This is a genomic window from Campylobacter sp. CFSAN093224, assembly GCF_012897395.1.
Taxonomy (GTDB): domain Bacteria; phylum Campylobacterota; class Campylobacteria; order Campylobacterales; family Campylobacteraceae; genus Campylobacter_D; species Campylobacter_D jejuni.
This window is the reverse complement of the sequence record NZ_CP040607.1, coordinates 293,621-317,782: the sequence shown is the minus strand read 5'-3', so window position 1 is coordinate 317,782 and position 24,162 is coordinate 293,621. Positions and strand designations below refer to the sequence as shown.

The 24,162-nt window shown below is 31.0% G+C and carries 23 protein-coding genes and 2 pseudogenes; 12 read left to right on the top strand and 13 right to left on the bottom strand.

Annotated elements, in window-relative coordinates:
• Nucleotides 1-136: 136 nt before the first annotated feature.
• Complete coding sequence (locus FBF11_RS01655) at nucleotides 137-226, bottom strand: hypothetical protein (RefSeq protein WP_042635777.1); 90 nt, start codon at nucleotides 224-226, stop codon at nucleotides 137-139.
• A gap of 122 nt (nucleotides 227-348) precedes the next feature.
• Here FBF11_RS01655 and FBF11_RS01650 point away from each other — a divergent pair, with 122 nt between their 5' ends.
• The 3 genes from FBF11_RS01650 (at nucleotide 349) to FBF11_RS01640 (ending at nucleotide 4,480) form a co-directional block, all read left to right on the top strand.
• Complete coding sequence (locus tag FBF11_RS01650; RefSeq protein ID WP_002872049.1) at nucleotides 349-1,134, top strand: sulfite exporter TauE/SafE family protein; 786 nt, start codon at nucleotides 349-351, stop codon at nucleotides 1,132-1,134.
• Nucleotides 1,135-1,206: 72 nt separating this feature from the next.
• Nucleotides 1,207-4,032 (top strand): excinuclease ABC subunit UvrA, encoded by a 2,826-nt coding sequence (gene uvrA / locus FBF11_RS01645; protein ID WP_057097050.1) that lies wholly within the window; start codon nucleotides 1,207-1,209, stop codon nucleotides 4,030-4,032.
• Between the two features lie 4 nt (nucleotides 4,033-4,036).
• The gene (locus FBF11_RS01640; protein ID WP_002868165.1) at nucleotides 4,037-4,480 is read left to right on the top strand and encodes a YqaA family protein; all 444 of its coding nucleotides are present in this window, start codon (nucleotides 4,037-4,039) and stop codon (nucleotides 4,478-4,480) included.
• Here FBF11_RS01640 and FBF11_RS01635 read toward each other — a convergent pair.
• Both FBF11_RS01635 and FBF11_RS01630 read right to left on the bottom strand, forming a co-directional pair.
• A pseudogene (locus tag FBF11_RS01635) lies at nucleotides 4,436-5,443 on the bottom strand (nucleoside hydrolase). The gene FBF11_RS01640 and the pseudogene FBF11_RS01635 overlap by 45 nt on opposite strands.
• Nucleotides 5,440-6,804: pseudogene (locus FBF11_RS01630) on the bottom strand (MFS transporter). Before FBF11_RS01630 ends, FBF11_RS01635 begins: the two co-directional pseudogenes overlap by 4 nt.
• Nucleotides 6,805-6,967: 163 nt before the next feature.
• Between FBF11_RS01630 and polA the strand changes: the two are divergent.
• The 3 genes from polA to motB are packed head-to-tail and all read left to right on the top strand — an operon-like array spanning nucleotide 6,968 to nucleotide 11,145.
• Nucleotides 6,968-9,607: a DNA polymerase I gene (polA, locus tag FBF11_RS01625; RefSeq protein WP_002868167.1), complete on the top strand. Its 2,640-nt coding sequence runs from the start codon at nucleotides 6,968-6,970 to the stop codon at nucleotides 9,605-9,607.
• 15 nt (nucleotides 9,608-9,622) lie between these two features.
• Nucleotides 9,623-10,399, top strand: coding sequence for a flagellar motor stator protein MotA (gene motA / locus FBF11_RS01620; protein ID WP_002858693.1), 777 nt, complete (start codon nucleotides 9,623-9,625; stop codon nucleotides 10,397-10,399).
• 2 nt (nucleotides 10,400-10,401) lie between these two features.
• Nucleotides 10,402-11,145, top strand: a complete 744-nt coding sequence (gene motB / locus FBF11_RS01615) for a flagellar motor protein MotB (protein WP_002868168.1) — start codon at nucleotides 10,402-10,404, stop codon at nucleotides 11,143-11,145.
• A gap of 5 nt (nucleotides 11,146-11,150) precedes the next feature.
• Here motB and flhB read toward each other — a convergent pair whose 3' ends face one another.
• Both flhB and FBF11_RS01605 read right to left on the bottom strand, forming a co-directional pair.
• Complete coding sequence (gene flhB, locus FBF11_RS01610) at nucleotides 11,151-12,239, bottom strand: flagellar biosynthesis protein FlhB (RefSeq protein WP_002858726.1); 1,089 nt, start codon at nucleotides 12,237-12,239, stop codon at nucleotides 11,151-11,153.
• Nucleotides 12,240-12,357: 118 nt separating this feature from the next.
• Complete coding sequence (locus tag FBF11_RS01605; protein ID WP_002854219.1) at nucleotides 12,358-12,954, bottom strand: peroxiredoxin; 597 nt, start codon at nucleotides 12,952-12,954, stop codon at nucleotides 12,358-12,360.
• Nucleotides 12,955-13,160: 206 nt separating this feature from the next.
• Between FBF11_RS01605 and FBF11_RS01600 the strand changes: the two genes are divergently transcribed.
• The 6 genes from FBF11_RS01600 to FBF11_RS01575 all read left to right on the top strand — a co-directional run bounded on the left by FBF11_RS01600 (nucleotide 13,161) and on the right by FBF11_RS01575 (nucleotide 16,454).
• Nucleotides 13,161-13,445, top strand: coding sequence for a 4Fe-4S dicluster domain-containing protein (locus tag FBF11_RS01600; protein ID WP_002858671.1), 285 nt, complete (start codon nucleotides 13,161-13,163; stop codon nucleotides 13,443-13,445).
• A 112-nt stretch (nucleotides 13,446-13,557) separates the two neighbouring features.
• On the top strand, nucleotides 13,558-13,971 hold the full coding sequence (gene ndk / locus FBF11_RS01595) for a nucleoside-diphosphate kinase (RefSeq protein ID WP_002858685.1): 414 nt from the start codon (nucleotides 13,558-13,560) through the stop codon (nucleotides 13,969-13,971).
• Nucleotides 13,972-14,325 (top strand): hypothetical protein, encoded by a 354-nt coding sequence (locus FBF11_RS01590; RefSeq protein ID WP_002859434.1) that lies wholly within the window; start codon nucleotides 13,972-13,974, stop codon nucleotides 14,323-14,325. It abuts the gene before it with no gap.
• A gap of 23 nt (nucleotides 14,326-14,348) precedes the next feature.
• On the top strand, nucleotides 14,349-14,495 hold the full coding sequence (gene rpmF, locus FBF11_RS01585; protein ID WP_002858674.1) for a 50S ribosomal protein L32: 147 nt from the start codon (nucleotides 14,349-14,351) through the stop codon (nucleotides 14,493-14,495).
• A 5-nt stretch (nucleotides 14,496-14,500) separates the two neighbouring features.
• Entirely contained in the window at nucleotides 14,501-15,487 is a 987-nt protein-coding gene (gene plsX, locus FBF11_RS01580) for a phosphate acyltransferase PlsX (protein WP_002868169.1), read from the top strand.
• A complete protein-coding gene (locus tag FBF11_RS01575) occupies nucleotides 15,480-16,454 on the top strand; it encodes a beta-ketoacyl-ACP synthase III (protein WP_002868170.1) in 975 nt (324 codons plus the stop codon). The genes plsX and FBF11_RS01575 overlap by 8 nt, the downstream gene beginning before the upstream one ends.
• Here the strand turns inward: FBF11_RS01575 and FBF11_RS01570 are convergent.
• From FBF11_RS01570 to fliH, 8 genes are all read right to left on the bottom strand, one after another.
• Nucleotides 16,451-16,801, bottom strand: coding sequence for a RidA family protein (locus FBF11_RS01570; RefSeq protein ID WP_002868171.1), 351 nt, complete (start codon nucleotides 16,799-16,801; stop codon nucleotides 16,451-16,453). The two genes, FBF11_RS01575 and FBF11_RS01570, sit on opposite strands and share 4 nt — an antisense overlap.
• Complete coding sequence (gene serC, locus FBF11_RS01565) at nucleotides 16,798-17,874, bottom strand: phosphoserine transaminase (protein WP_002859430.1); 1,077 nt, start codon at nucleotides 17,872-17,874, stop codon at nucleotides 16,798-16,800. The genes FBF11_RS01570 and serC overlap by 4 nt, the downstream gene beginning before the upstream one ends.
• Nucleotides 17,875-17,883: 9 nt before the next feature.
• Entirely contained in the window at nucleotides 17,884-19,047 is a 1,164-nt protein-coding gene (gene xseA, locus FBF11_RS01560; protein WP_002851089.1) for an exodeoxyribonuclease VII large subunit, read from the bottom strand.
• Nucleotides 19,044-19,751: a bifunctional demethylmenaquinone methyltransferase/2-methoxy-6-polyprenyl-1,4-benzoquinol methylase UbiE gene (ubiE, locus tag FBF11_RS01555; protein WP_002858648.1), complete on the bottom strand. Its 708-nt coding sequence runs from the start codon at nucleotides 19,749-19,751 to the stop codon at nucleotides 19,044-19,046. Before ubiE ends, xseA begins: the two co-directional genes overlap by 4 nt.
• A gap of 2 nt (nucleotides 19,752-19,753) precedes the next feature.
• Complete coding sequence (locus tag FBF11_RS01550; RefSeq protein ID WP_002872046.1) at nucleotides 19,754-20,950, bottom strand: hypothetical protein; 1,197 nt, start codon at nucleotides 20,948-20,950, stop codon at nucleotides 19,754-19,756.
• Between the two features lie 45 nt (nucleotides 20,951-20,995).
• Complete coding sequence (gene perR / locus FBF11_RS01545) at nucleotides 20,996-21,406, bottom strand: peroxide-responsive transcriptional repressor PerR (protein WP_002872045.1); 411 nt, start codon at nucleotides 21,404-21,406, stop codon at nucleotides 20,996-20,998.
• 85 nt (nucleotides 21,407-21,491) lie between these two features.
• The gene (gene dxs / locus FBF11_RS01540; RefSeq protein ID WP_002858717.1) at nucleotides 21,492-23,339 is read right to left on the bottom strand and encodes a 1-deoxy-D-xylulose-5-phosphate synthase; all 1,848 of its coding nucleotides are present in this window, start codon (nucleotides 23,337-23,339) and stop codon (nucleotides 21,492-21,494) included.
• The gene (gene fliH / locus FBF11_RS01535) at nucleotides 23,332-24,162 is read right to left on the bottom strand and encodes a flagellar assembly protein FliH (protein WP_002858748.1); all 831 of its coding nucleotides are present in this window, start codon (nucleotides 24,160-24,162) and stop codon (nucleotides 23,332-23,334) included. The genes dxs and fliH overlap by 8 nt, the downstream gene beginning before the upstream one ends.

Genomic DNA, 24,162 nt, shown 5'->3' with positions numbered 1-24,162 from the left:
TTTAGAAACGCCAAGAGCGAAGAATGTATGTAAGTTTTAAAATCAAAGAATTACTAAAAAAATCATTTTCACTCATCTTTTACCTTTCTTATAAAATATTTCAAAAATTAAGACTTTTATGAAAATTTTTAAAGTCTTAATTAATTTTAATCAATAAATATAAATTTTGCTTTAAATTTAAAATAAATATTATAAAATCTTTATATTTTATAATATTTTGAAACATTTTTACGATGCTTAAAGTTACCAAAAAAATATTCTATTGTTATAAAAAACTAAGATAATACTTAGCTTAATAAGATAAAATTATTCCGTATTTGAAATATTTAGTATTTTTTAGGAAAAGCTATGGAAATCACAGATTTACCTTATCTAATCATAGGAATCATTTCAGGTATTGCTTCTGGACTTTTTGGCATTGGTGGAGGTATGATTATCGTTCCTTCTATGTTCGCACTTGGAGCAAGTGCTCACCATGCTATCGGAATTTCAGTATTACAAATGATTTTTGCAGCAGTTTTTGGCTCTTATATTAATTATAAGAAAAAAAATCTAAATCTTAAAGATGGTATTATGATAGGTTTTGGAGGGCTCATAGGGGCAAGCTTTAGCGGAATGCTTTTAAAAGCTTTAAGTGATGTAGCTCTTACTAGCGTATTTTTGGCGGTAAGTTGTATATTTTTTATCAAATATGCTTTTGGAATTAAAGAAAACATTGTGCAAAATCAAAGAAGCGTTTGGGTAAAGAATGTCATTTTATTTATTGCTGGAGCTTTTACTGGTATTTTTGCTATTTCTTTGGGAATTGGTGGCGGACTTTTAATTGCTCCGATTTTAGCTTATTTTTTAGGCTATGATAGTAAAAAAGTTGTTTCCTTATCCTTGTTTTTTGTTATTTTTGCTTCAGTCTCTGGTATTATATCTTTTTCAAATTCTGGAGTTATAGACTCTGAAGTTATTCATAAAGGAATACTAGTAGGTATAGCTTCTATGGTTGGAGCTTTTATAGGAATTAAAATCATAGAAAAAATGCATATTTCAGCTCATAGAAAAATTTTACTTTGCGTATATGCCTTATCAATACTTGGAACCACCCACTCTTTGCTTAATAAGCTAAATTTTATAAATTTTTAACTTGGATTTATCCAAGTTCTTTTAATATTATTATGCTAAAATCTTAAATTTATTTAATGTTTAGGAAAGACTATGAACGATACCATAAAAATCATTGGCGCAAGAGAAAATAACCTAAAAAATATCCACCTTGAAATTCCCAAAAACAAACTCATTATTTTTACAGGACTGAGCGGAAGTGGAAAATCAACCCTTGCTTTTGGAACTCTTTATGCTGAAGGACAACGCCGTTATATAGAAAGTTTAAGTGCTTACGCCAGACAATTTTTAGATAAGGTAGGCAAACCTGATGTCGATAAAATCGAAGGTTTAACTCCAGCCATTGCCATAGATCAAAAAACTACTTCTAAAAATCCACGCTCTACTGTAGGAACCATCACTGAAATTTATGATTATCTAAGACTTTTATACGCAAGAGTTGGCATTCAACATTGTCATCAATGCGGACAAAAAATTTCATCTATGAGTGTAAGTGATATAGTCAGTGAAATTTTAAAATTTCCAAAAGGTGCAAAAATCATCATCTACGCCCCACTCATACGAGAAAAAAAAGGAACTTATGCAGATTTGCTTGAAAATTTACGCAACAAAGGCTATGTAAGAGCTCAAATTGATGGAGTTTTGGTAAGACTTGATGAAGAAATTGAACTAGCCAAAACCAAAAAACACACCATTAAACTTGTCATAGATAGGCTTGAAATTCAAGAAGATTTACTTTCTCGTCTTGCAAGCGATATAGAAAAAGGCTTACAAGAAAGCTTTGGAGAAATAGAAATAGAAGTTTTAAATCATGAGGAAATAAACCTTAATAAACACTATCATTTTAGCGAGCATTCAGCTTGTTTTGATTGTAAAATTTCCTTTGTTCCACTCGAGCCTTTAAGCTTTTCTTTTAATTCTCCAAAAGGAGCATGTGAAGCTTGCGATGGACTTGGAATTCGTTATACTTTAGATATGAAAAAAATCATCGATGAAAATTTAAGTCTCGAAAACGGTGCTGTTAAAATCATGTATGGTTTTAATAAAAGTTATTATTATAAATTCCTAATCGCCTTTTGCGAACAAAATGAAATTCCTATCAAAATACCTTTTATGCAATTAAACGAAGAACAAAAACGTCTTGTATTGTATGGTAATGCCAAAACTATAGAATTTCTTTGGAAAAGAAATCGCCTAAAACGCACTTTTGAAGGCGTGGTTAAAATGGCTTATGAAATGCTAAAAGATGAAAAAGATTTAGCTGAATATATGAGTGAAAAAATTTGTAAAGACTGCGGTGGGCATCGTTTAAAACCCGAAAGTTTAGCCGTGAAAGTAGCCAAAAAAAGCTTGGGTGAAATTTTAGATATGAGCATAGAAGATAGTACGGCTTTTTTTGCAGATGAGAAAAATTTTTCTTATTTAAGCGAGCAACAAAAACTTATTTCTAAACCTATCCTAAAAGAAATCAACGAAAGATTGTTTTTCTTGTATGATGTGGGGCTAGGTTATCTTTCTTTAGGGCGCGATGCAAGAACGATTAGTGGGGGTGAAGCACAAAGAATCCGCATAGCTTCACAAATTGGCAGTGGTTTAAGCGGAGTGATGTATGTCTTAGATGAGCCTAGCATAGGACTTCATGAAAGAGATACTGCAAAACTGATTAAAACTTTAAGAAATTTACAACAAAAGGGCAATACCCTAATTGTCGTAGAGCATGATAAAATGACCATAGAAGAAGCAGATTTTATTGTAGATATTGGTCCAAAAGCAGGAAAATTTGGGGGTGAGGTTGTATTTAGTGGAACTTATAAAGAACTTTTAAAAAGCAAAAGCGAAACTGCACTTTATATGAATGGTAAAAAACAAATTTCACAACTTCAAAACAGAACACAGAAAGAATGGCTTGAGCTTAAAAATGTAAATATTAACAATATCCAAGATTTAAGCGTAAAATTTCCTTTGCAAAATTTAGTCGCTATAACAGGAGTTTCAGGTTCTGGAAAAAGCTCTTTGATACTTCAAACCCTACTTCCTTTTGCACAAGAGGAATTAAACCGTGCGAAAAAAGTTAAAAAACTTGGCGGAGTACAAATAGAAGGACTTGAAAAACTTGATAAAGTCATTTATCTTGATCAAAGCCCAATTGGGCGCACACCACGTTCAAATCCTGCCACCTATACAGGTGCTATGGATGAAATCAGAAATCTTTTTGCCGCCACTAAAGAAGCCAAAATGCGTGGTTATAAAGGCGGACGCTTTTCTTTTAATGTCAAGGGTGGAAGATGTGAGAAATGTAGCGGAGATGGAGAAATCAAAATAGAAATGCATTTTTTACCTGATGTTATGGTAGTTTGTGATACTTGCGGGGGCAAACGCTACAATGATGCCACGCTAGAAATTAAATATAAAGGCAAAAATATCAGTGAAATTTTAAATATGAGTGTTTTAGAAGCGAGTGAATTTTTTACAGCCGTTCCTAAAATCAAACAAAAATTAGATACTCTAGTAAAAGTGGGTTTAGATTATCTAACTCTAGGACAAAATGCCACCACCTTAAGTGGAGGTGAAGCACAAAGAATCAAACTTGCTAAAGAACTAAGCCGTAGCGATACAGGAAAAACGCTTTATATACTTGATGAACCTACAACAGGACTGCATTTTGAAGATGTCAATAAACTCATCTTAGTTTTACAACATTTGGTTGATCTTAAAAATTCTGTTTTTGTGATAGAACATAATTTAGATGTGATTAAAAATGCTGATTATATCATCGATATGGGGCCTGAAGGTGGAGTTAAAGGTGGAAAAGTTATAAGCACAGGAAGCGTGGAAAAAGTCGCTAAAGAACACAAAAAAACCCGTTCTTACACAGGATATTATCTAGACTTAGAGCTTAAAAATACACAAAAATCATAATTTTATGTTTGATTTTTTATATAATGATATTAGCTATTTGGGGCTTTTCATGGTGTGTTTTCTTTCAAGCACACTATTACCCTTAGCAAGTGAAGCCTTTGTTTTAGGCTTTATAAAACTTGATTTTACTCCGAATTTGGTACTTATCGTAGCCACTTTGGGTAATACCTTAGGAAGTTTAAGTACTTATGCTTTAGCGTATTTTGGAAAAGAAAAAATTTTAGAAAAATACTTTAGCAAATCCTTAAAAAAATTAGAAAATTTCAATGCTAATTTTGCTAAATTTGGAAGTATATTTGCTTTTTTTACTTTTTTACCTTTAGTAGGAGATCTTTTTGCCTTGGGACTTGGTTTTGCGAAATATTCTTTTTTAAAAACTATATTTTTTATCTTACTTGGAAAATTAAGTCGTTATGCTTTCATAATTTTCATAGCAAACTCCTTTTAAAAACCTCTCTTTTATAAGTTTTAAAAGCTTTGCATTGTCTACATTTTTTAGAATTTTAACACAATTTTTAGTGCTTCAATCCACCCCCATACTCATTTTTGGTTCTTTAAAACAACGCCAACTCATACCTCTTGCCAAAGAACTATCGCAAATAACATCAGCATAACACTCATCAAAATCTGCAATACTAGAATCTAATGCGTAAGCTATCGTTAAAGCATCATGTATCCAAGTTCCCTTTGTACCACGTGTTTTAGAGGCATAATCAATCCAAACACCTAAAGTTTCAACGATAAAATCACATAAAATATTCTTACCTTGCAACTCTTTTAAATCCTCGTGTGTTAATAAAGTCTGCATGGTTGCATTATAAGGTATGAGTGTAATTTTAGCTCTTGAATTTAGCACTATACTAGCCGCCTCAGGATCAAAACCAAAATTTGTATCTTTAGTGTAATAAGGCATATCAAAACTGCCGCCCATAATAAAAAGCTCTTTAAGATTTATATCAAAATCTTTAAAAATTTTCATAGTCATAGCGATATTTGTCAAAGGTCCTATCGCACAAATAGAAATTTCTTTAGGATTTTTACTCACCAACTCACCCATTTTAAAAATCGCATCAGGATTTATATTTTCTAAAATTTCAGGACTTTTTATATTTTCCCAAAGATATTCAAGTTTAAAATTTTTAACACTTTTATCAAGTCTTTGACGCCAAGCTTTACTTGGTTCTTTTAGGGCTTCATTCGCTCCCAAATAAACGGGGATATTTAAATTTAAACGTTTAAATAAATCCTTAGCCACACTATAGGCAACAAGGCTTGGAACATTACCGCAAACTGTGCTTAGCATTTCAAGTTTGATTTCTTTAGATGACAAAATCAAAGCAAGTGCTAAACCATCATCAGTATTTGCTCCTGCAATAGCATTGCCTATGTCCGTGTCTAAGATAAGTCTCATATCGCATCTTCTATTTTATTTAAATCTCTACCTCTAGTTTCTGGCGCAAAAAATGTAGTCACAAAACCTATACCTGCAGTTAATACAAAATATGTCGCGATAGGCCACCAAGTGCCATAATACGCAAGTAAAGCAGAAACCACCATAGGTGCTGTTCCTCCTGAAAGAATAGAACCTAGCTCCTTAGCAAAAGCCATTTTTGTATAACGGTTTTTTACCCCAAAAAGTTCTACACCCCAAGTCGCTTGTACACCAAAAATCCCTAAAGATGCTAAAGACATACCTACAATAATAGTTAAAATCACAATAATTTCATTTTTACTATCTAAAAGCATAAAAGCAGGAAAAGCATAAATCATCAAAAGCAAACAAAACATTCTATAAGTAATACGTCTTCCAAATCTATCACTTAAATAACCTGCCAAAGGAATAACCAAAAAAAACCACCAATGAAGCTATCATCACTGCTGTAGTAGCTACTGATTTGTCTAAAAGTAAAATTTTAGTCACATAACCTACAATAAAACCTTGCGCAAGATAAGAAGGTCCATTTTCGCCTATTCTTAAGCCCACCATAGTCCAAAAAAGCACGACTTCTTTGCCAAAAACTTCTTTCATCTTTTTTCATATGCTTTTCGTTAATTAAGACGCAATTTCATCATTTCATTTTTTTGCTTTTCAAAAACAGGGGTTTCTTTGACATGAAAACGAATATATACAGCAAAAAGAGCGATTAAAATACTTCCCATAAAAGGAACTCTCCAACCCCATTCTTTAAAACTTGCTTCATCCATTTGTACCATCAAAAGCCATACAAAAGACGCAAGCAAAGTTCCGCTATTTGATCCTAAGGCAATCACAGAAGAAACAAGCCCTCTTCTCTTGCTAGGAGCATATTCTCCTAGCATAACTGTTCCACCTGAAAGTTCAGCTCCTGCGCCAAAACCCTGCATAAAACGCAATGCAACCAAACAAATAGGCGCCCAAACACCAATCACTGCATAACTTGGGATAAAACCTATCAGAGTAGTTGAAATTCCCATTAAAGCTATTGTAGCCATCATAACATTTTTTCTTCCGTGTTTATCACCTAAATGACCAAAAAACAAAGCCCCAATAGGTCTTGCAATAAAACCTATGCCATAAGTTACAAAACTAAGCAAAAGTGCAATTACTGGAGTTTGCTCAGGAAAAAATACTTCTGAAAAAATTGTTGCAGCTGCTAAACCATAAAGTGCAAAATCTGCATATTCCATAGCAGTTCCCAACCAGCAAGAAAAAACTGCCTTTTTAAAAACTTTTCTACCTTCAGGTGTGTTAAAATTCTTATCTGCAATTCCATCAATTTGCTGATTTGTCATTACATTTTCCTTACGTTATTCATATAAAATTTTTACTCTACTCGATATTATGACTAAAAATTGAAGTATTTTCGCTTAAATATCTTTAAATTTCGAGACATTTTAAGCAAAATTTTGAAATAATATAACCAAAAAATATATTTTATCAAAAGAAGAAATTATTATGAAAACTTTAACTATTATTGATACTTTTGGATTTTTTTTCAGACTTTACTACGCATTAAAAGGTTTTAAAAATTCACAAGGACAAGCTAGTGGAATGATTAGCGGTTTTGCAAATTTTATTTATAGCTTAAAAAATGAATATAAAAGTGATTATATTGTTTTTGCATTAGATTCCAAAGGAAAAACTTTTCGTAGTGAAATTGATCCAAACTATAAACAAAATCGCACTCCACCACCGCCTGAACTTCTAGAACAAATTCCAATTTGCATAAAGATGATAGAAAAAATGGGTTTTATAAGCGTTTCTCAAGAAGGTTATGAAGCCGATGATATCATCGCTTCTTTTGTAAAAACTTGTGAAGATAGGGATATTTTTGTACGCATTATCACTCAAGATAAAGATCTTTATCAACTCATAAAAGATGGTAAAACAAGCATTTACAGTCCTATTTCTAAAAACGACTATGATGAAGCAGCGTGTTTAGAAAAATACGGAGTAAAACCTAATCAAATCAGAGATTTTTTAGCTCTTTGTGGGGATAGTTCTGATAATATTCCAGGCGTTAAAGGTATAGGTGTAAAAGGAGCTAAAACCTTGCTTGATGAGTTTGGTAGCATAGAGGGAATTTATGAAAATTTAACCCTAGTACGTAACGAAAGAAGTCGTAACTTGCTTTTAGAGGGTAAGGAAAATGCATTTTTAAGCAAAAAATTAGCTTCTTTGTATGACAATTTAGAAGTACAAAATCTCATAGAAAAAGCCACTTATCCTGATGAAGAACCTCTTTTAAAAATACTTGAAATTTTAGAACATTACGAACTTAATACTTTGCTTAAAAAACTGCGTCAAAATCCTGATAATAAAGATAAAAATTTAGGTTTTAAAGCCACTTTAGTACAAGATGAAAACAAACTTTTTGAAATTTTAAATACCCTTGATAAAGAAAGTATTATTGCTTTTGATACCGAAACCACAGGACTTGATACTAAAGAAGCAAAAATTGTTGGTTTTAGTTTTTGCATGAATGAAAATGAAGCCTTTTACGTGCCTTTAACTCATAATTATCTTGGAGTAGGTGAGCAAATCTCATTGCAAAGTGCCAAAAAAGCTATAGAAGTAATCTTTAATCATTTTGTTATAGGGCACAATCTCAAATATGATTTTAAAATCATTCAAAACAATTTTGGATTAAATTTACCTCAAAAATACGCAGATACAATGATTTTGGCATGGCTTAAAAATCCTTCTTCAAGAGTAAATATGGATGATTTAGCCTTAAGACTTTTTAATTACGAAACCTTGCATTTTGAAAGCCTTGTTAAAAAAGGAGAAAATTTTGCAAGTGTAGAACTTGAAAAAGCTTGTAAATACGCTGCAGAAGATGCTTATATCACTTTAAGATTTTATCTTTATTTTTTAAAAAATCTTGAAACTCCTTTATTAGAACTTGCTAAAAACTGTGAATTTGATTTCATTAAAATCATTATGATGATGGAAGAAAATGGCATAAAGCTTGATACAAATGCACTTGAAATCCTTATGAAAAAATTTGAAAATGAAATCAAAAATTTAAGTGAAGAAATTTATACTCTTTGTGAGGATAGATTCAACCTAAATTCACCTAAACAAGTAGGTGATATACTTTTTGAAAAACTCAAACTCCCAAGTGGAAAAAAAGGTAAAACAGGATATTCTACCGATGAAAAAGTTTTAAATGCACTTTTAGATAAACATCCTGCGATTACCAAAATTTTAGATTATAGGGAACTTGCCAAGCTTTATTCCACTTATTGCGAACCTTTGTTAAAACTAGCATTAAAAGATAAAAATTCACGCATTTATTCAAGTTTTTTACAAACTGGAACCGCTACAGGACGCCTTTCATCTAAGGATCCAAATTTGCAAAATATTCCTGCACACGGACAATACGCAAAAGATTATAAATCTTGCTTTGTAGCTAAAGATGGATTTAGTTTTATCTCTCTTGATTATTCTCAAATCGAACTGAGAATGCTTGCACATTTTAGCGAAGATGAAAAACTTTTAAATGCTTTTGCCAACGATGAAGATATACATGCAAGAACAGCTATAATGATTTTTGGAGAAAGCAATTATGAAACCAGAAGTGTTGCAAAAAGTATAAATTTTGGACTTATTTATGGCATGGGCTATAAAACTTTAAGTCAAAATTTAAAAATAGAAGCTCATTTAGCCAAATCTTACATAGAAAAATATTTTGAAAATTTTACTAGTATTAAAAAATATTTTGAAACAGTTAAAAATGAAGCTAAACAAAATGGCTTTATCACTACTTTAAGCGGTCGCAAGCGTTATTTTGATTTTGAAAACGCAAAACCTATGCAAATTGCCATGTATGAAAGAGAAAGCATTAATTCAATCTTACAAGGCTCAGCGGCTGATGTAATCAAACTTGCAATGCTAGAAATCAATAAAGAATTAAATGAAGACAAAAAGCTTATTTTGCAAATTCACGATGAATTAATTTTTGAAGTAAAAGACGATTTGTGTGAAAATTTTGTAAAAAAAACTAGAGATATTATGGAAAATATAGTAAAATTAAAAGTAAAATTAAAAACAAGTTCAAGTATCGCCAAAAATTGGGGCGATTTAAAATAATCAAGGAGATAATTAATGGATCTTTCAACCATATTAGGAATGGTGCTTGCAGTTACTAGTATTTCGGTAGGAGATATACTAGAGGGAGGCAATCCTTTGCATGTTGTGCATCTTTCTTCCTTTCTCATAGTTATGCCAACAGCTGCATTTTGCGCAATGACTTCTACGCATAAAAAAATTGTAAAAGCAGCCTACAAAGAACTCAAAGTTGTTTTTAAAGGTTCTGGAGTAAATTTACCCGAAAGGATAGCCCAGTTAATAGAATTTGCTATTATTGCAAGACGAGATGGTCTTTTAGCGTTAGAATCAAGAACCAGTGAGATTGAAAATGAATTTTTAAAAAATGCTATGATGATGCTTGTAGATGGTAAAAGCTTTGAAGAAATTCACGAAAGCATGGAAATACAAACCGAACAACTTGAAGAGCATTATAAAGAATGCGCAGAATATTGGATAGTATTTGGAGAAACTTGCCCTACCATGGGGCTTGTTGGAGCGGTTTTTGGTCTTATTCTAGCTCTTAAATTGCTAGACAATCCTCAAGCAATGGCAGCGGGTATTTCAGGTGCTTTCACAGCTACAGTTACGGGAATTTTTGGCGCTTATGCACTTTTTGCTCCTTGGGGGAAAAAATTAAAAGCTAATGGAATGGATCTTGTAAAAGAGCAAATTGTTATTACTGAAGCTATAAAAGGAATTGCAGAAGGTGCTAATCCTAGAGATTTAGAAGCTAAACTTTTTAACTTCTTAAGTCACGATGATCCAAGAATTTCACAATTTGACAAAGGTTAAAAATGGCTAAAAAACATAAATGCCCAGAATGTCCAGCAGGTGAAAAATGGGCTGTGCCTTATGCAGACTTTCTAAGTTTGCTTTTGGCACTTTTTATTGCTCTTTGGGCAATTTCTAAAACAAACCCTGCTAAAGTAGAGGCTTTAAAAACTGAATTTGTTAAAATCTTTGATTACACCTCTACTCAAACAGTCAAAGAAGAAGCTAAAACCCAAGAAAAATATAAAGGCGCAGCAAAAGAAGAAAGCGATGAACTCAAATCGTTAAAACAAATGACTATGACACAGCAAGAAACTATCAAACGTCTTCAAGCAGCTCTAGATCAAAGCGATAATCAGGTTGCTCTTAACCTTCCATCTAAAGTTGAATTTGAAAGAGGTAGTGCTCAAATCGTTTCAGCTGATATACAAGATTATTTAAAACGTATGGCTGAGCTAACAACATATTTGCCACCTCAAGCAAAAATAGAAATTAGAGGCTATACAGACAATAGCGACTCTATTATAAGAAGTTATGAACTCGCCTACCAAAGAGCGGAAAATGTATTAAAATATTTTATAGAAGGTGGAGCAAATTTGAAAAATATTAGCATTAAAAGCTACGGGCTTAATAATCCCATCAATGGAAATCCACAAACTCTAGAAAATAATAGAGTAGAAATATATTTTAAAGTCGATACAGCAGATACAAGTACTCAAAAATCGGTTCTTGAGCTTATTAACAAAATAGGAACTAAAGCACCTTAAAAGTTTTAGTTTCCTTTTTTTACTTGACCAGCTAAACGACTCTTATTATTTGTATTATAAACAAATCCTAGCACCTCAGCTACAGCTTTAAACATTTCCCTAGGAATAAGATCATTAACATCACAAGCTTTATAAAGCTCTCTTGCTAAAGGAGGATTTTCATAAACTACAACATTATTTTCATAGGCTACTTGTTTTATGCGAAGAGCGAGAAAATCCACTCCTTTGGCAACAACCCTAGGGGCTTGTTCTTTACCTGTATCATAACGAATAGCTACGGCATAATGCGTTGGGTTTGTGATCACCACATCCGCACCTGCAACATCTTGAACCATACGACGACGCGCAGCTTCCATTTGAAGTCTACGAATTCTACCTTTAACCTGAGGATCTCCTTCCATTTGTTTATACTCATCTTTTATTTCTTGTTTGCTCATACGCAAACCTTTAAAATACTGAAAACGCACCAAAAAAACATCTAAAACAGCAATAATTAAAAAAGCAACTATAACAATAGCTGCTAAAACAATAGCTCTGTCTCTTAGCCAAGTAAGCTGTGCAACCATAGTATAAAGCTCAACTCTTGGAAGCTCTTGCATAAATTTAAGTAAAACTATAAAAGCTATAGTAAAAACAATACCCACTTTTAAAATAATTTTTATACTTTCAACAATTTTTTTCAATGAAAAAAGGTTTTTTAAACCTTTTAGAGGATTGATTTTTCCTAAATTTGGCATAATAGGTTTAGTTGTAAAAATAAAACCAAATTGCATAATATTTCCCAAAACCCCAGCAATCATAATACTTAAAACAATAGGTGCAAGAATAATTAAAACCTCAAAAATGCTTTTAATCATAATGGCTTGAATAATACGCAAATCAAATTCAACACCAATAAAACTTTGATAGTATCTATATAAATTTACAATTCTCTCGCCCATAAAACTCATCATAAATAAAGTTATAGTTACTCCAATTATCAAAGTTACAATAGCTGCCGCATCTTGAGACTTTGGAACATTACCTTCTTTACGCGCATCTTCTATCTTTTTGGACGTGGGTTCTTCTGTTTTTTCTTGATCTTCGCCTGCCATATTTTAGCCTAAATAAAAATTTTAATATGTGTGTAAAATTATAGTAGAAAATTTATGAATTTCAATTAAAGAATAAAAATGAAGAAAAAGCCTCGTAAAGAGGCTTTATACTAAGAAATTAAAGTTTAGCTTCGTTTTTGCCAAGATATTCAGCCACGCCTTTAGGGTTAGCTTTCATACCTTCATCGCCCTTATTCCATCCTGCAGGACAAACTTCACCATGCTCATTTGTAAAAAGCATAGTATCAACCATTCTTAACATTTCATCTATATTTCTACCTAGTGGTAAATCATTAACCACAGCATGGCGAACTGTTCCATCAGCATCAAGCAAGAACGAACCACGAAGGGCAACTGCTTCTGCATAAAGTACATCAAAATTTCTAGCAATCTGCTTAGTTAAATCAGCAACAAGTGGGAATTTAACCTGACCAATACCACCTTGATTTACTGGAGTATTTTTCCAAGCAAAATGTGAAAATTCATTATCTCCTGAAATTCCAATTACTTCAATACCGCGGTTTTTAAATTCTTGATATCTTTTGTCAAAAGCTATAATTTCTGAAGGACAAACAAAAGTAAAATCTTTTGGATAAAAGAATACTACCGCTCCTTTTGGACCTATGTTTTTATAAAGATTAAAATCTTGAACAATTTCATTGTTTCCTAATACCGCTGGAGCAGTAAAATCTAAAGCTTTTTTAGTAACTATCATATTTTCTCCTAAATAATAAATTTTATTGATAACGAAATTATATCGTTTAAATCTTTATTTTTTTTTAAATATCTAAGATAATATTAAAAATTTAAAAAAGTTATAATTATTATCAAATAAGGTAAATTTTTGATTATCAAAATTTACTTTATTTAAGAATTTTATGCTAAAATCTTTTAAATCTTAATATTAAATAAGGAGAAAAAATGGCTGTAAAAATTACAGATATATGTATTGCTTGTGGTTCTTGTATTGATGAGTGTCCAGTGAATGCTATCGTTGATGATACTAACAATCCAGAAGGTGAAGATAGATATTATGTCTATGCAAACAAATGCGTTGAATGCGTAGGACATAATGATCAACCAGCTTGTGCTAGTGCTTGCCCAACAGATGGATGTATAGTTTGGAGTGCTGTAGAATCAGGACAACCAAGTCGTGATAATATTGGTGCTGATATGAGAAGTGGGGACACTCCAGTTTTTGCATAATTTTAAAAAATTAAAAAGCTAGAGATTCCTAGCTTTTTCTTTTAATTTAACTTTCTTTAAACAAATTCAAGTATAATTTTAAGCTTTATTAAAATAAGGAGTTATTACAAAGATGGAAAAAACTTTATCTATAATTAAACCTGATGCTGTTAAAAAAGGTGTTATAGGAAAAATTTTAGATCGTTTTGAAAGCAATGGATTAAGAATCGCTGCAATGAAAAAAGTTCAACTTAGTAAAGAACAAGCTGAAAATTTTTATGCTGTTCATAAAGAAAGACCTTTTTTTAAAGACTTGGTTGAATTTATGATTAGCGGTCCTGTTGTTGTTTCTATACTAGAAGGAGAAGGTGCTGTATTGAAAAATAGAGATTTAATGGGAGCAACAAATCCTAAAGAAGCTAAAGCAGGAACAATTAGGGCTGATTTTGCTGAGAGTATTGACGCTAATGCTGTTCATGGAAGCGATAGCTTGGAAAATGCAAAAATAGAAATTGAATTTTTCTTTAAACCAAATGAAATTTGCTAAATGAAAATCCCTTTTTCTAAGATTAATACAAAGGAATATCCTTTTAAACTTAATCTTGAAAATATGATTTTTGAGGGAAATTTAGTAAAAATAAATCCTAAGCTTGTTAAAATAAATGCTATTATGCAAGGTTTTATCTATAGACCTTGTGATAGTTGTGGAACTGAGTTAGAACTTGAAATTAAAGAAAATTTAGAACTTTTTGCAAGTGATGGTATTTTTAAAGATGAAGCAAACGAATTGAGCAATACTATAGAATTTTTCGATGGACATATTGATTTAATAGAAGTTGCTATTAGCGAGCTTGAAGTTTATTTGAGTGATTATTTTTATTGCATAAATTGCAATAATTAATTAAATTTTATAAAGGAGAAAAAATGGCAGTACCAAAGAGAAGAGTGAGCAAAACTCGTGCAGCTAAACGCAGAACTCACTATAAAGTTAGTCTTCCTATGCCTATAAAAGATAAAGATGGAAGCTACAAAATGCCTCACCGTGCGAATCCAACAACTAAGGAATATTAAAATCAATGATTAACATTGCCATTGATGCAATGGGTGGTGATTTTGGAGAAAAACCCATTATAGAAGGCGTTTTAAAGGCACTAGAAGCAAAACCTTTTAACGCTATCTTAGTGGGAAATTCTAAAATTCTAAAACCTTTAATACCAAAAAAATTAGAACAATATATACAATACGAAGAAGCTAGTGAAATTTTTTCGATGAATGAAAATGCCACAGATGCTTTAAAAAATAAAGAAACAACCATATACAAAGCTATTAATTTATTAAAAGAAAAAAAAGTAGATGCTGTAGTTTCAGCGGGTCATAGTGGAGCAAGTATGTCTTTGGCTACCTTAAGGCTTGGAAGACTTAAAGGTATTTCAAGACCTGCTATTGCCACTTTAATGCCAAATATCGTTAACAAAACTTTACTTTTGGATGTTGGAGCTAATACAGATTGTAAAGCTGAAAATTTATTTCAATTTGCCATAATGGGTGAAGTTTATGCTAGAGAAATCATGCAAATTCAAAAACCACGCCTTGCTTTACTTTCTAATGGTGAAGAAGAATGCAAAGGTAATGAACTTACCAAAGAAAGTCATCAGCTTATGAAAAAAATTCCAAATTTTATAGGTAATGCTGAAGGTAGAGATATTTTCAATGGTGAAATAGATGTTTTAGTCTGCGATGGTTTTGATGGAAATGTTATCTTAAAGGCTTGTGAAGGTGTGGCAACAGCTATTTTTCAACTTCTAAAAAACGAAGTAAAGCAATCTTTTATTTCTAAAATAGGTGCTTTACTTATGAAGCCATCTTTTAAAAAATTAAAAAAACACACAGATTGGCAAGAATATGGCGGAGCACCCCTTCTTGGAGTTAATGGCTGCGTGATCATAAGTCATGGAAAAAGCGATTCTAGAGCTATTAAAAATGCAATTTTTCAAGCTATAAATTTTAGCCAATCTCATATCAATAAACTTATAGAAAATGAACTTGGGAAATACAATGCTTAAAGCCAGTCTTAAAAGTATAGCTTCTTATATTCCAGAAAAAATTTTAAGCAATGCTGATCTTGAAAAAATGGTAGATACCACCGATGAATGGATCACTAGACGCACAGGTATTAAAGAAAGGCGCATTGCTAGTGAAAATGAAAATTCTAGCGATTTGGGCACAAAAGCTGCATTAAAAGCCATAGAAAGAGCAAATTTAAAACCTGAAGATATTGATGCGATTCTTGTAGCTACTTTAAGTCCTGATTATTTTACTATGCCTTCAACGGCTTGTAAAATTGCTTCAAATTTAGGACTTGTAAATATTAGTGCTTTTGATATTTCAGCAGCTTGTTCTGGTTTTATCTATTTGCTTGAACAAGCTAAAGCCTTAGTAGAAAGTGGTTTGAAAAAAAATGTTTTAATCGTAGGAGCTGAAAAAACAAGTTCAATTATGGATTACAATGACAGAAGCATTTGCATACTCTTTGGAGACGGTGCGGGTGCTGGAGTTGTAAGTTTGGACAATGAAAATCATATCCTTGATGTACATACTGCAAGCAATGGTAATTATGGAGATCTTTTAATGACTCAAAGATCGCAAAAATCAAGTCTATGTCAAACACTTTCTATGCAAATGAAAGGCAATGAAGTTTTTAAAATAGCAGTAAACACGCTTAGCAATGATGTTGTAGAAATTTTAGCTAAAAATAACATTTTAGCACAAGAAATTGATCTTTTTATTCCTCATCAAGCTAATCTACGCATCATTAAAGCCGTCCAAGAAAAACTCAATCTAAGCGATGAAAAATGTGTGATTACCGTACAAAAATATGGCAATACTTCAGCTGCTTCTATACCTATGGCAATGAATGATGCCTATGAAGAAGGACGACTTAAAAAAGGAAATCTGATCTTACTAGATGCTTTTGGCGGTGGTTTTACTTGGGGATCTGCGCTTTTAAAATTTGGAGGAGAGAATTTTTAATTCTCTCTTAGCTTTCCAAAAGCTTGAATTTCTACCAAATAACCCTCTGCTAAAGTACTTCCTACACAAGCTCTAACAGGTTTAGGATAATTTTTAATCCAAGCATCATAAATTTCATTCATTGCATCAAAATCTTGCATATTAGCTAACCAGATTTGAATTTGAATCAAATCTCCTTTGCTTGCACCTATTTTTTCAAACAAAGCATCAAGTTCTGCAAGTGCTTCTTTGGTTTGTTTTTTAATATCTCCGCTAGGTTCAAAAGCCACTTGTCCTGCAGTCTTAAAATATTTATCAAAAACAATAATTTGCGACATTCTATCGCACTCATCAAAACGCTTTATCATGCATATTTTCCTTGAAATTCTTTCATAAATTCACACAAGGTTTTTACCTGATCCAAATTAAGCGCATTATAAATACTTGCACGAATTCCTCCTAAAATTCTATGTCCTTTAAGTCCTATCATTCCAGCTTCTTCGGCTTCCTTTACAAAAAGAGGCTCTAAATCTTTATTTTTAGCAATATTAAAACTCACATTCATTAAAGATCTGTCCTTTTTATCTGCATGTCCTTTATAAAATCCATTACTTAAATCAATACACTCATAAAGCATAGCAGCTTTTTGAGAATTTTTCTCATGTACTTTATCAAGTCCGCCTTGATTTAAAAGCCAATCCATTTCAAGATTAAACATGTAAATGGCAAAGGTTGGAGGCGTATTAAACAAGGACTGATTCTCAGCATGAGTCAAATAATTTAACATACTAGGAATTTGTTTATTTTTAGATCTTTCTAACATATCTTTACGGATAAAAATACAACTTAAACCCGAAATTCCAGCATTTTTTTGCACTCCGCCATAAAAAAGAGCAATATTTGAAAAATCTACTTTTCTAGAAAAAAAATCACTCGATGCATCCACAATCAAAGGAGTTTTAGTTTTAGGATAATTTTGATATTGAGTGCCGTAAATAGTATTGTTAGAACAAATATAAGCATAATCAGCATTATCTCTAAATTCCACTCTAGGAATATGATTAAAATTACTTTCCTCGCTACTTGCTACGGTTTTAACATTGACACCTAAAATTTGTGCTTCTTTAATTGCTTTTTTTGTCCAAACTCCCGTATTTGCATATTCACAAACCCCATTTAAAGCCAAATTCATAGGAATCATAGCAAATTGTAAACTTGCTCCACCTTGTAAAAATAATACTTCATAATCATCATTTAACCCGTAAAGTTTTTTAGCTTTCTCTTGTGCTCCAAAATGCACTTCTTCAAATACTTTTGTGCGGTGAGAAATTTCCATTATAGAATAACCCCTACCCTGATAATCACAGAGTTCTTTTTGAGCTTGCTCTAAAATTTCTAAAGGTAAAGTCGATGGCCCTGCACTGAAATTGATTTTTCTCATAATCTATCCTTATAAAATTTTTGCTTCTTTTTGAGAAGTTTGAGAACTTAAAATAACAATATCATCACTCTTAAGATCTTCTAAATTTGCTATTTTACCATTTTTTCTGATACAAATAAACTTTTTGCTTTTATTAAAAAAATTCTCATGTTGCAAATAAGCATTTTGCAATTTATCTAATTTTAATTCATTATAACGCATTTGATTTGCCAATAGATGATTTAATTGCTTTTCTATATTATGGCTTTGTTTTATTTTTTCATCTATTATTTTTGGCAAAGAATTAAATTTGAAAAATTTGCTTAAATTTAAAAGCAAATTTTCATAATTTTGTATTTTATAATTCCAAAGTTGCATTAATTTTTCTTCCATTAAATCCAAACTTTGCTCTATATCCAACTTAGAATAAAACAAAGTATCTATAGCAGCTGAAGGCGTTGGAGCTCTAAAATCTGCAACAAAATCACTAATAACATAATCAATCTCATGTCCTATGGCTGAAATAATAGGAGTTTTTGCTTTAAAAATCTCTCTTGCTAAATTTTCATCATTAAAACAAAAAAGATCTTCTCTGCTTCCTCCACCACGTGCTATAATAAGAACATCTAAATCCATATCATCGGCTTTTTTTAAAGCTTGTATAAGAGAAAAAGGAGCATTATTTCCTTGAGTTAAAGCATCAAAAATATAAATTTTTGCCAAAAAATATTCTTTTTGGTGAATAAGTTTTAACATATCTTGCAAAGCAGCAGAAGTTTTTGAAGTGATAATGCCTACTTTTTTAGGAAATTTTGGCAAAGATTTTTTAAAGCGTGGATCAAAAAGTCCTTCTTTTTGCAAACGCTCTTTTAAAGCCAAAAACTGTGCTTCCAAATCCCCAAAACCTGCTTTTTTCATACTAGTAGCGATAAATTGATAACGACCGCTTTCAGGATATAAACTCACACTTCCACAAAGCTCTAAAAAATCCCCCACCGCTGGTTTAAACCCGACTTTTAAATTAGCTCCTTTAAACATAGCACAAGCAATGCTTGATCTTTCATCTTTTAAATCAAAATACCAATGCCCTGAACCATGCAAAGTAATTTTTGAAATTTCTCCACTTAAAACTATATCATCAAAATGTGTTTCTAATAAAGCCTTTGCTTTAAGATTTAATTCTGTTGGTGTCATAGTTTTTTTGCTATAAACATTGAACTCACGCCAAAGCTAAAACTTTTATAATCAAGCATTTCAAAACCAGCATTTTTAAGTTCTAAGATGAATTCTTTCTTACTTAAAAATCCTTCAATAGAGTTTGGCAAATACTCATAAGCACTTTTATTTTTACTGATTATCCCACCTATACTTGGTAAAATATTTTTAAGATAAAAATCTCTACAAGCTGCTATAAATCCACCCTTTTCTCTTTTTGTAAATTCCAAAACTACCAAAATACCATCTTTTTGAAGTACTCTAGCAAATTCGCTTAAGGCTTTTTGTCTTTCTACAACATTGCGAATGCCATAACTAATACTTAAAATATCTAAACTTTGACTTTCTAAAGGTAAATTTTGCGCCCCTGCTTTTATAAATTCGACATTTGGAAATTTTTCTTTTGCAACATTTAGCATGCCACTACTTGGATCAATACCTTTAATATTTAAAATATTTTTTTCCATTTTTAAAGCACTCTCTTGCCAAATCTCTATCATATCCCCTGTGCCACAGGCAATATCAGCGATTTTTAAATCTTTTTTTAAATACAAACTCATCACTCTTTGACAAGCTTTTTTGCGCCACGCTACATCAGCTCCAAAGCTTAAAATTCTATTCGCCTTATCATAAGTAGGTGCAATTTGATTAAACATTTCTATAATTTTTTCTTGTTTTTGCATTTTTATCCTTTGTAAATTTTCAAATTTTTACTTGATTTTTTAAGCAATTTGCAAAATTTATTTTTATTATTGATTATTTTGGAAAAAATATTTTTATCCCTATCTTTGGAATATTTTTCATAAAGTTTGTTTAAATTTTTTATCTCTAAAAAATGATAAAAATATTCTAAAAATATTGCCAATTCAAAAAAACTATTTTCAAAAAGCTCTAAATCAAAATTTTTTAGTATATTTTTTCTAAATAAAATAATTTTTTTTCTAAGTTCTAACGCAACAAGTTGTTTAAAAAACCTATCTTTGCAATCGCCTTCATAAAAAGAATTTTCCTTTATGAAAAAATCAAAATCATTAAACAAATCTTGGATTTTTTCATCGCTTAAAAATAGCAATAAATCTTGATTTGAATTTTCACTTGCTAAAATATCTTGAGTTTTTTTCGTTATATCTTTAAACTTTAAAGCCAAAATATTACTCAAATTTTTATCTAAAATAGTATTCATACTTGATAAAACTATATACAAGCTTCTTGAATAAAATAAAAATTCGCATAAACTTTGCTTATCTTTTCTCTCTAAAGATAAAGTCCAATAAAATTTTAATTTTTTAAATAAATAAAATAAAAAAATTCTAAATCCATCATAAGCATTAATATAATTTGGAAAATCCAAGCTAAAATTCTGATTTTTTTCTATAATTTTAAAACATTTCTCTATATCAAAATTTTGATATTCAAAACCATATAAAACGATATGTTTAGAATTTAAATCATGATGTAATTCTTTTTGAATTTTAAAATCTTTAGGAATTTTAAATTCATTGGAACTATCCAAAGTTGGAAAAAATATTTTTAAAATACAAATTTTAGGCTCTTCATAAATATCAATATAACTTTTTAAAGAGCAAAATTTAAATTCGAAGCGTTCTTTTTTAATGCTCTTTCCTATAATCTTTTTTCGAGCTTTTTCAAATTTTTTTTTAGAAATTTTCTCTTCTTGATTCTGTTCTAAAATTGAATTATTAAATTTTGTAATTTTATAAAATTCATTGCAAAAACTTTGAAATTTAACACTATGATTTGAAGTTATTTGAGTATAAAAAGTTTCAAATTTAGAATTTCGAAAAGGTATATTATCTTTTTTTAAATTCTCTAAAAGAGTGCAATCAGATAGTAAAAAGTTTTTTTGAATTTCATAAACCATTAAAATAACCCTTAAAATATATGGGTTATTTTAACCTTATTTTGCTTAATGACACTTTTTGCAATTATCAACATAAGCACAAACAGACAGATGATTGACGAGATTGCCTATCTTTTTTTCTAAATGCTCTTGATATTCATAAAGCTTAGCATCTTTAAAACTTAAATCCTCTATACCACCACATTTGGTGCAAACAACATGAATATGTTCTTCTTCATAGATATCGTAACAAGTTTTTTGATTTAAAACATTGATTTCAACAACTAAACCTTGTTCTTGTAAAGTATTAAGATTTTTATAAACCGTCGCTAAAGAGATTGAAGGGTATTCTTTTTTAATTTCTGTATATAATTCATCAATATTAGGATGCTCATGTCTTTTTAAAATTTTTAAAACACATAGTCTTTGCGGAGTAGCTTTTAACTCATGTTTTTTAAGCATTTGTAGTAATTCCATTTTATTTATTCCTTGCTTTTTTAAGTAAAAATAATAATAAAATTTTTATTAAAAGAAGTTTATATTAAATAATATTTTTTATTATTTAATGATAAAATTTTAAAACTTTCGTCAACAAACTATTGACATCTTTTTCTAGATTTTTTTCCACCTCACTTGTTTTTCCATGTTCAATAAATTTGTCTTCATATTCAAAGCTAACAACTTTTACATGCAAATCATATTTTTGTAAAAAATTATTAATTAAACTTTCTATACCGCCAATTTTAACATTTTCACTAAAAATAAACCAAATTTTACTTTTTTTAGCAAGCTCACACAAAAGCTCTTCATCTAAAGGTTTAGCAAAAATTAAATCAATCAAATTAGCATTATTATTCATTTCTTGCAAGGCTCTTAAGACTTGCCACGCTTTTGCCACACCTTGTCCATAACCTAAAAAAGCAATTTCACTATTATTTTTTACAAGCCATTGTGCCTTACCAAGTTTTATCTCACAAGGATTAAATTCTTTATCCAAAATAAAACTCCCTCTAGGATAACGCAAAGCAATAGGTCCTTGATGTAAATAAGCATACTCCATTATATTTTGCATCATTTGTTCATCTCTTGGGGCTAAAAGAGTGAAATTTGGCAAAGGAGCTAAAAAACTAAGATCAAAAACACCTTGATGCGTCTCCCCATCTTCGCCTACTATCCCTGCCCTATCCATAGCAAAAACCACATTTAAATTCATAATCGCACAATCATGGATCACTTGATCATAAGCACGCTGCAAAAAGGTGCTATATATTGCAATAAAAGGTTTAAATCCTTCTTTTGCCATAGCGGCCATAGAAGTTACTGCATGCTGTTCTGCAATAGCCACATCCCAAAAACGATTTGGATATTTTTCTATAAGCTTATCAAGACCTGTTCCACTTGGCATAGCCGCCGTAACCCCAACAATATTTTCATATTTTGAGGCTAAATCAAGCAAATTCTTAGAAAAAATTTCAGTAGCAGATTTTTTAGTATCACTTTTTTTAACACTCTCTCCACTATCTATATCAAAGGCTCCCACCCCGTGCCATTTAGCATGTTTTCCTTCAGCTAAAGCATAGCCTTTACCCTTTATGGTTTGAGCATGTATCACACAAGGCTTTTGCATAGCTTTTGCTTGTTTTAATGCAGAAATAATTTCACCTAAATTATGTCCATCAATAGGCCCTATATATTCAAGCCCTAATTCTTCAAACAAAAGCCCAGGGGTAATAAGTTTAAAACTCTCTTCAAAACGCTTGGCCATATAAGTAGCACTATCAGGCAATATATCCAACATTTTAGCAATACGCTTTTTAAAACTTTGATAAAACTGCGTTGCCATAGCCTGAGAAAGATACTTTGAAATTGCTCCAATTGGTTTTGAAATACTCATTTCATTATCATTTAAAAGTATTACGCAAGGAAATTTAGAATCACCCAATTCATTTAAAGCCTCATAGGCCATACCCGCACTTAAAGCACCATCTCCAATCAAAGCAACAGGAATACGCTTTTCACCCTTTAAAGCAATAGCCTTACAAGCACCTACTGCCAAAGAAATAGAGGTACTAGAATGCCCTGCTACAAAATAATCTCCCTCGCTAGGTTTTGTATAACCACTTAAACCATTGATTTGTCTTAAAGTATCAAATATTTCTTCTTTTCCGCTTAAAAGCTTGTGTGTATAAGACTGATGCGACACATCAAAAATAAAAGGATCTTTTTTTGCATCAAAAACCAAATGCATTGCTATACTAAGTTCTACAGCACCCAAATTTGAACTTAAATGCCCACCATTTTTACTCACAACTTGTATGATTTTTTCACGCATAGATGCTGCTAAATTTTCTAATTCTTTTAAACTTAGCTTTTCTAACTCTTCTTGAGTATGGGCAAATTTTTTACTCATTATTCACCATTTTTTTAATTTTAGTTAGACGAGAGTTAAGATTGGATTCTATATTGCCTGCGTCACTTATAATAACAACACTTCCTTTGCTAATTGCATCATCAAGACTTATTTTAATATGAGCATTCTGATCAAATTGCTCTTTTAAATACTCATAATCCTCTGCATTAACCTTAAGCTCAATTGCACTAGCACCCTTAAGCTCACCGATTAAATCTTTAGCCAAAGCATAAGCTATCTTACTTGAATTTAGTTCAAGTTCTTTTAAGATTACTTCTTTAGCGATATCTATAGCAGTATCTGCTAATTCTTTCTCATTTTTTTCTATGAAATTTTCAAGATTTTCGCAAGCATTATCAAGTTTGGCTATACTTTTTAAATACTTATCTTTAAAATCACTCAATTCCTTTTGAAATTCTTCTTTTGCTTTCTCATAACCCTCTTTGGTAAATTTTTCTTTAGCATTTTCAAGTTCTGAATTTAAGCGGTTATTAAATTCATTCTCTTGGCTTTCTATTTGCATTTGAAGTTTAATAATATTGCTTGACATTTCATCTGTTTTTTTAAGTAAATCTTCAACAAAGCTTGGTTGAAATGTTGGAATTTGAGTTTCCATAACAGCTTGTGTAGAGGCAATGACTTGATTTTCTTCGACTGGTTTTTCGTCATTTAAAGATATATTAGTATTTTCTTCATCTGGAGTTTGAGTATGTTTTTTTTCACCTGTATGATTATCAAATTCTGAAATAACTTTAAAACGATATCCTTCAACAACATGCTGATCAGAAGCCCCACCAGAAATTACATTGCTACGATTAACCAT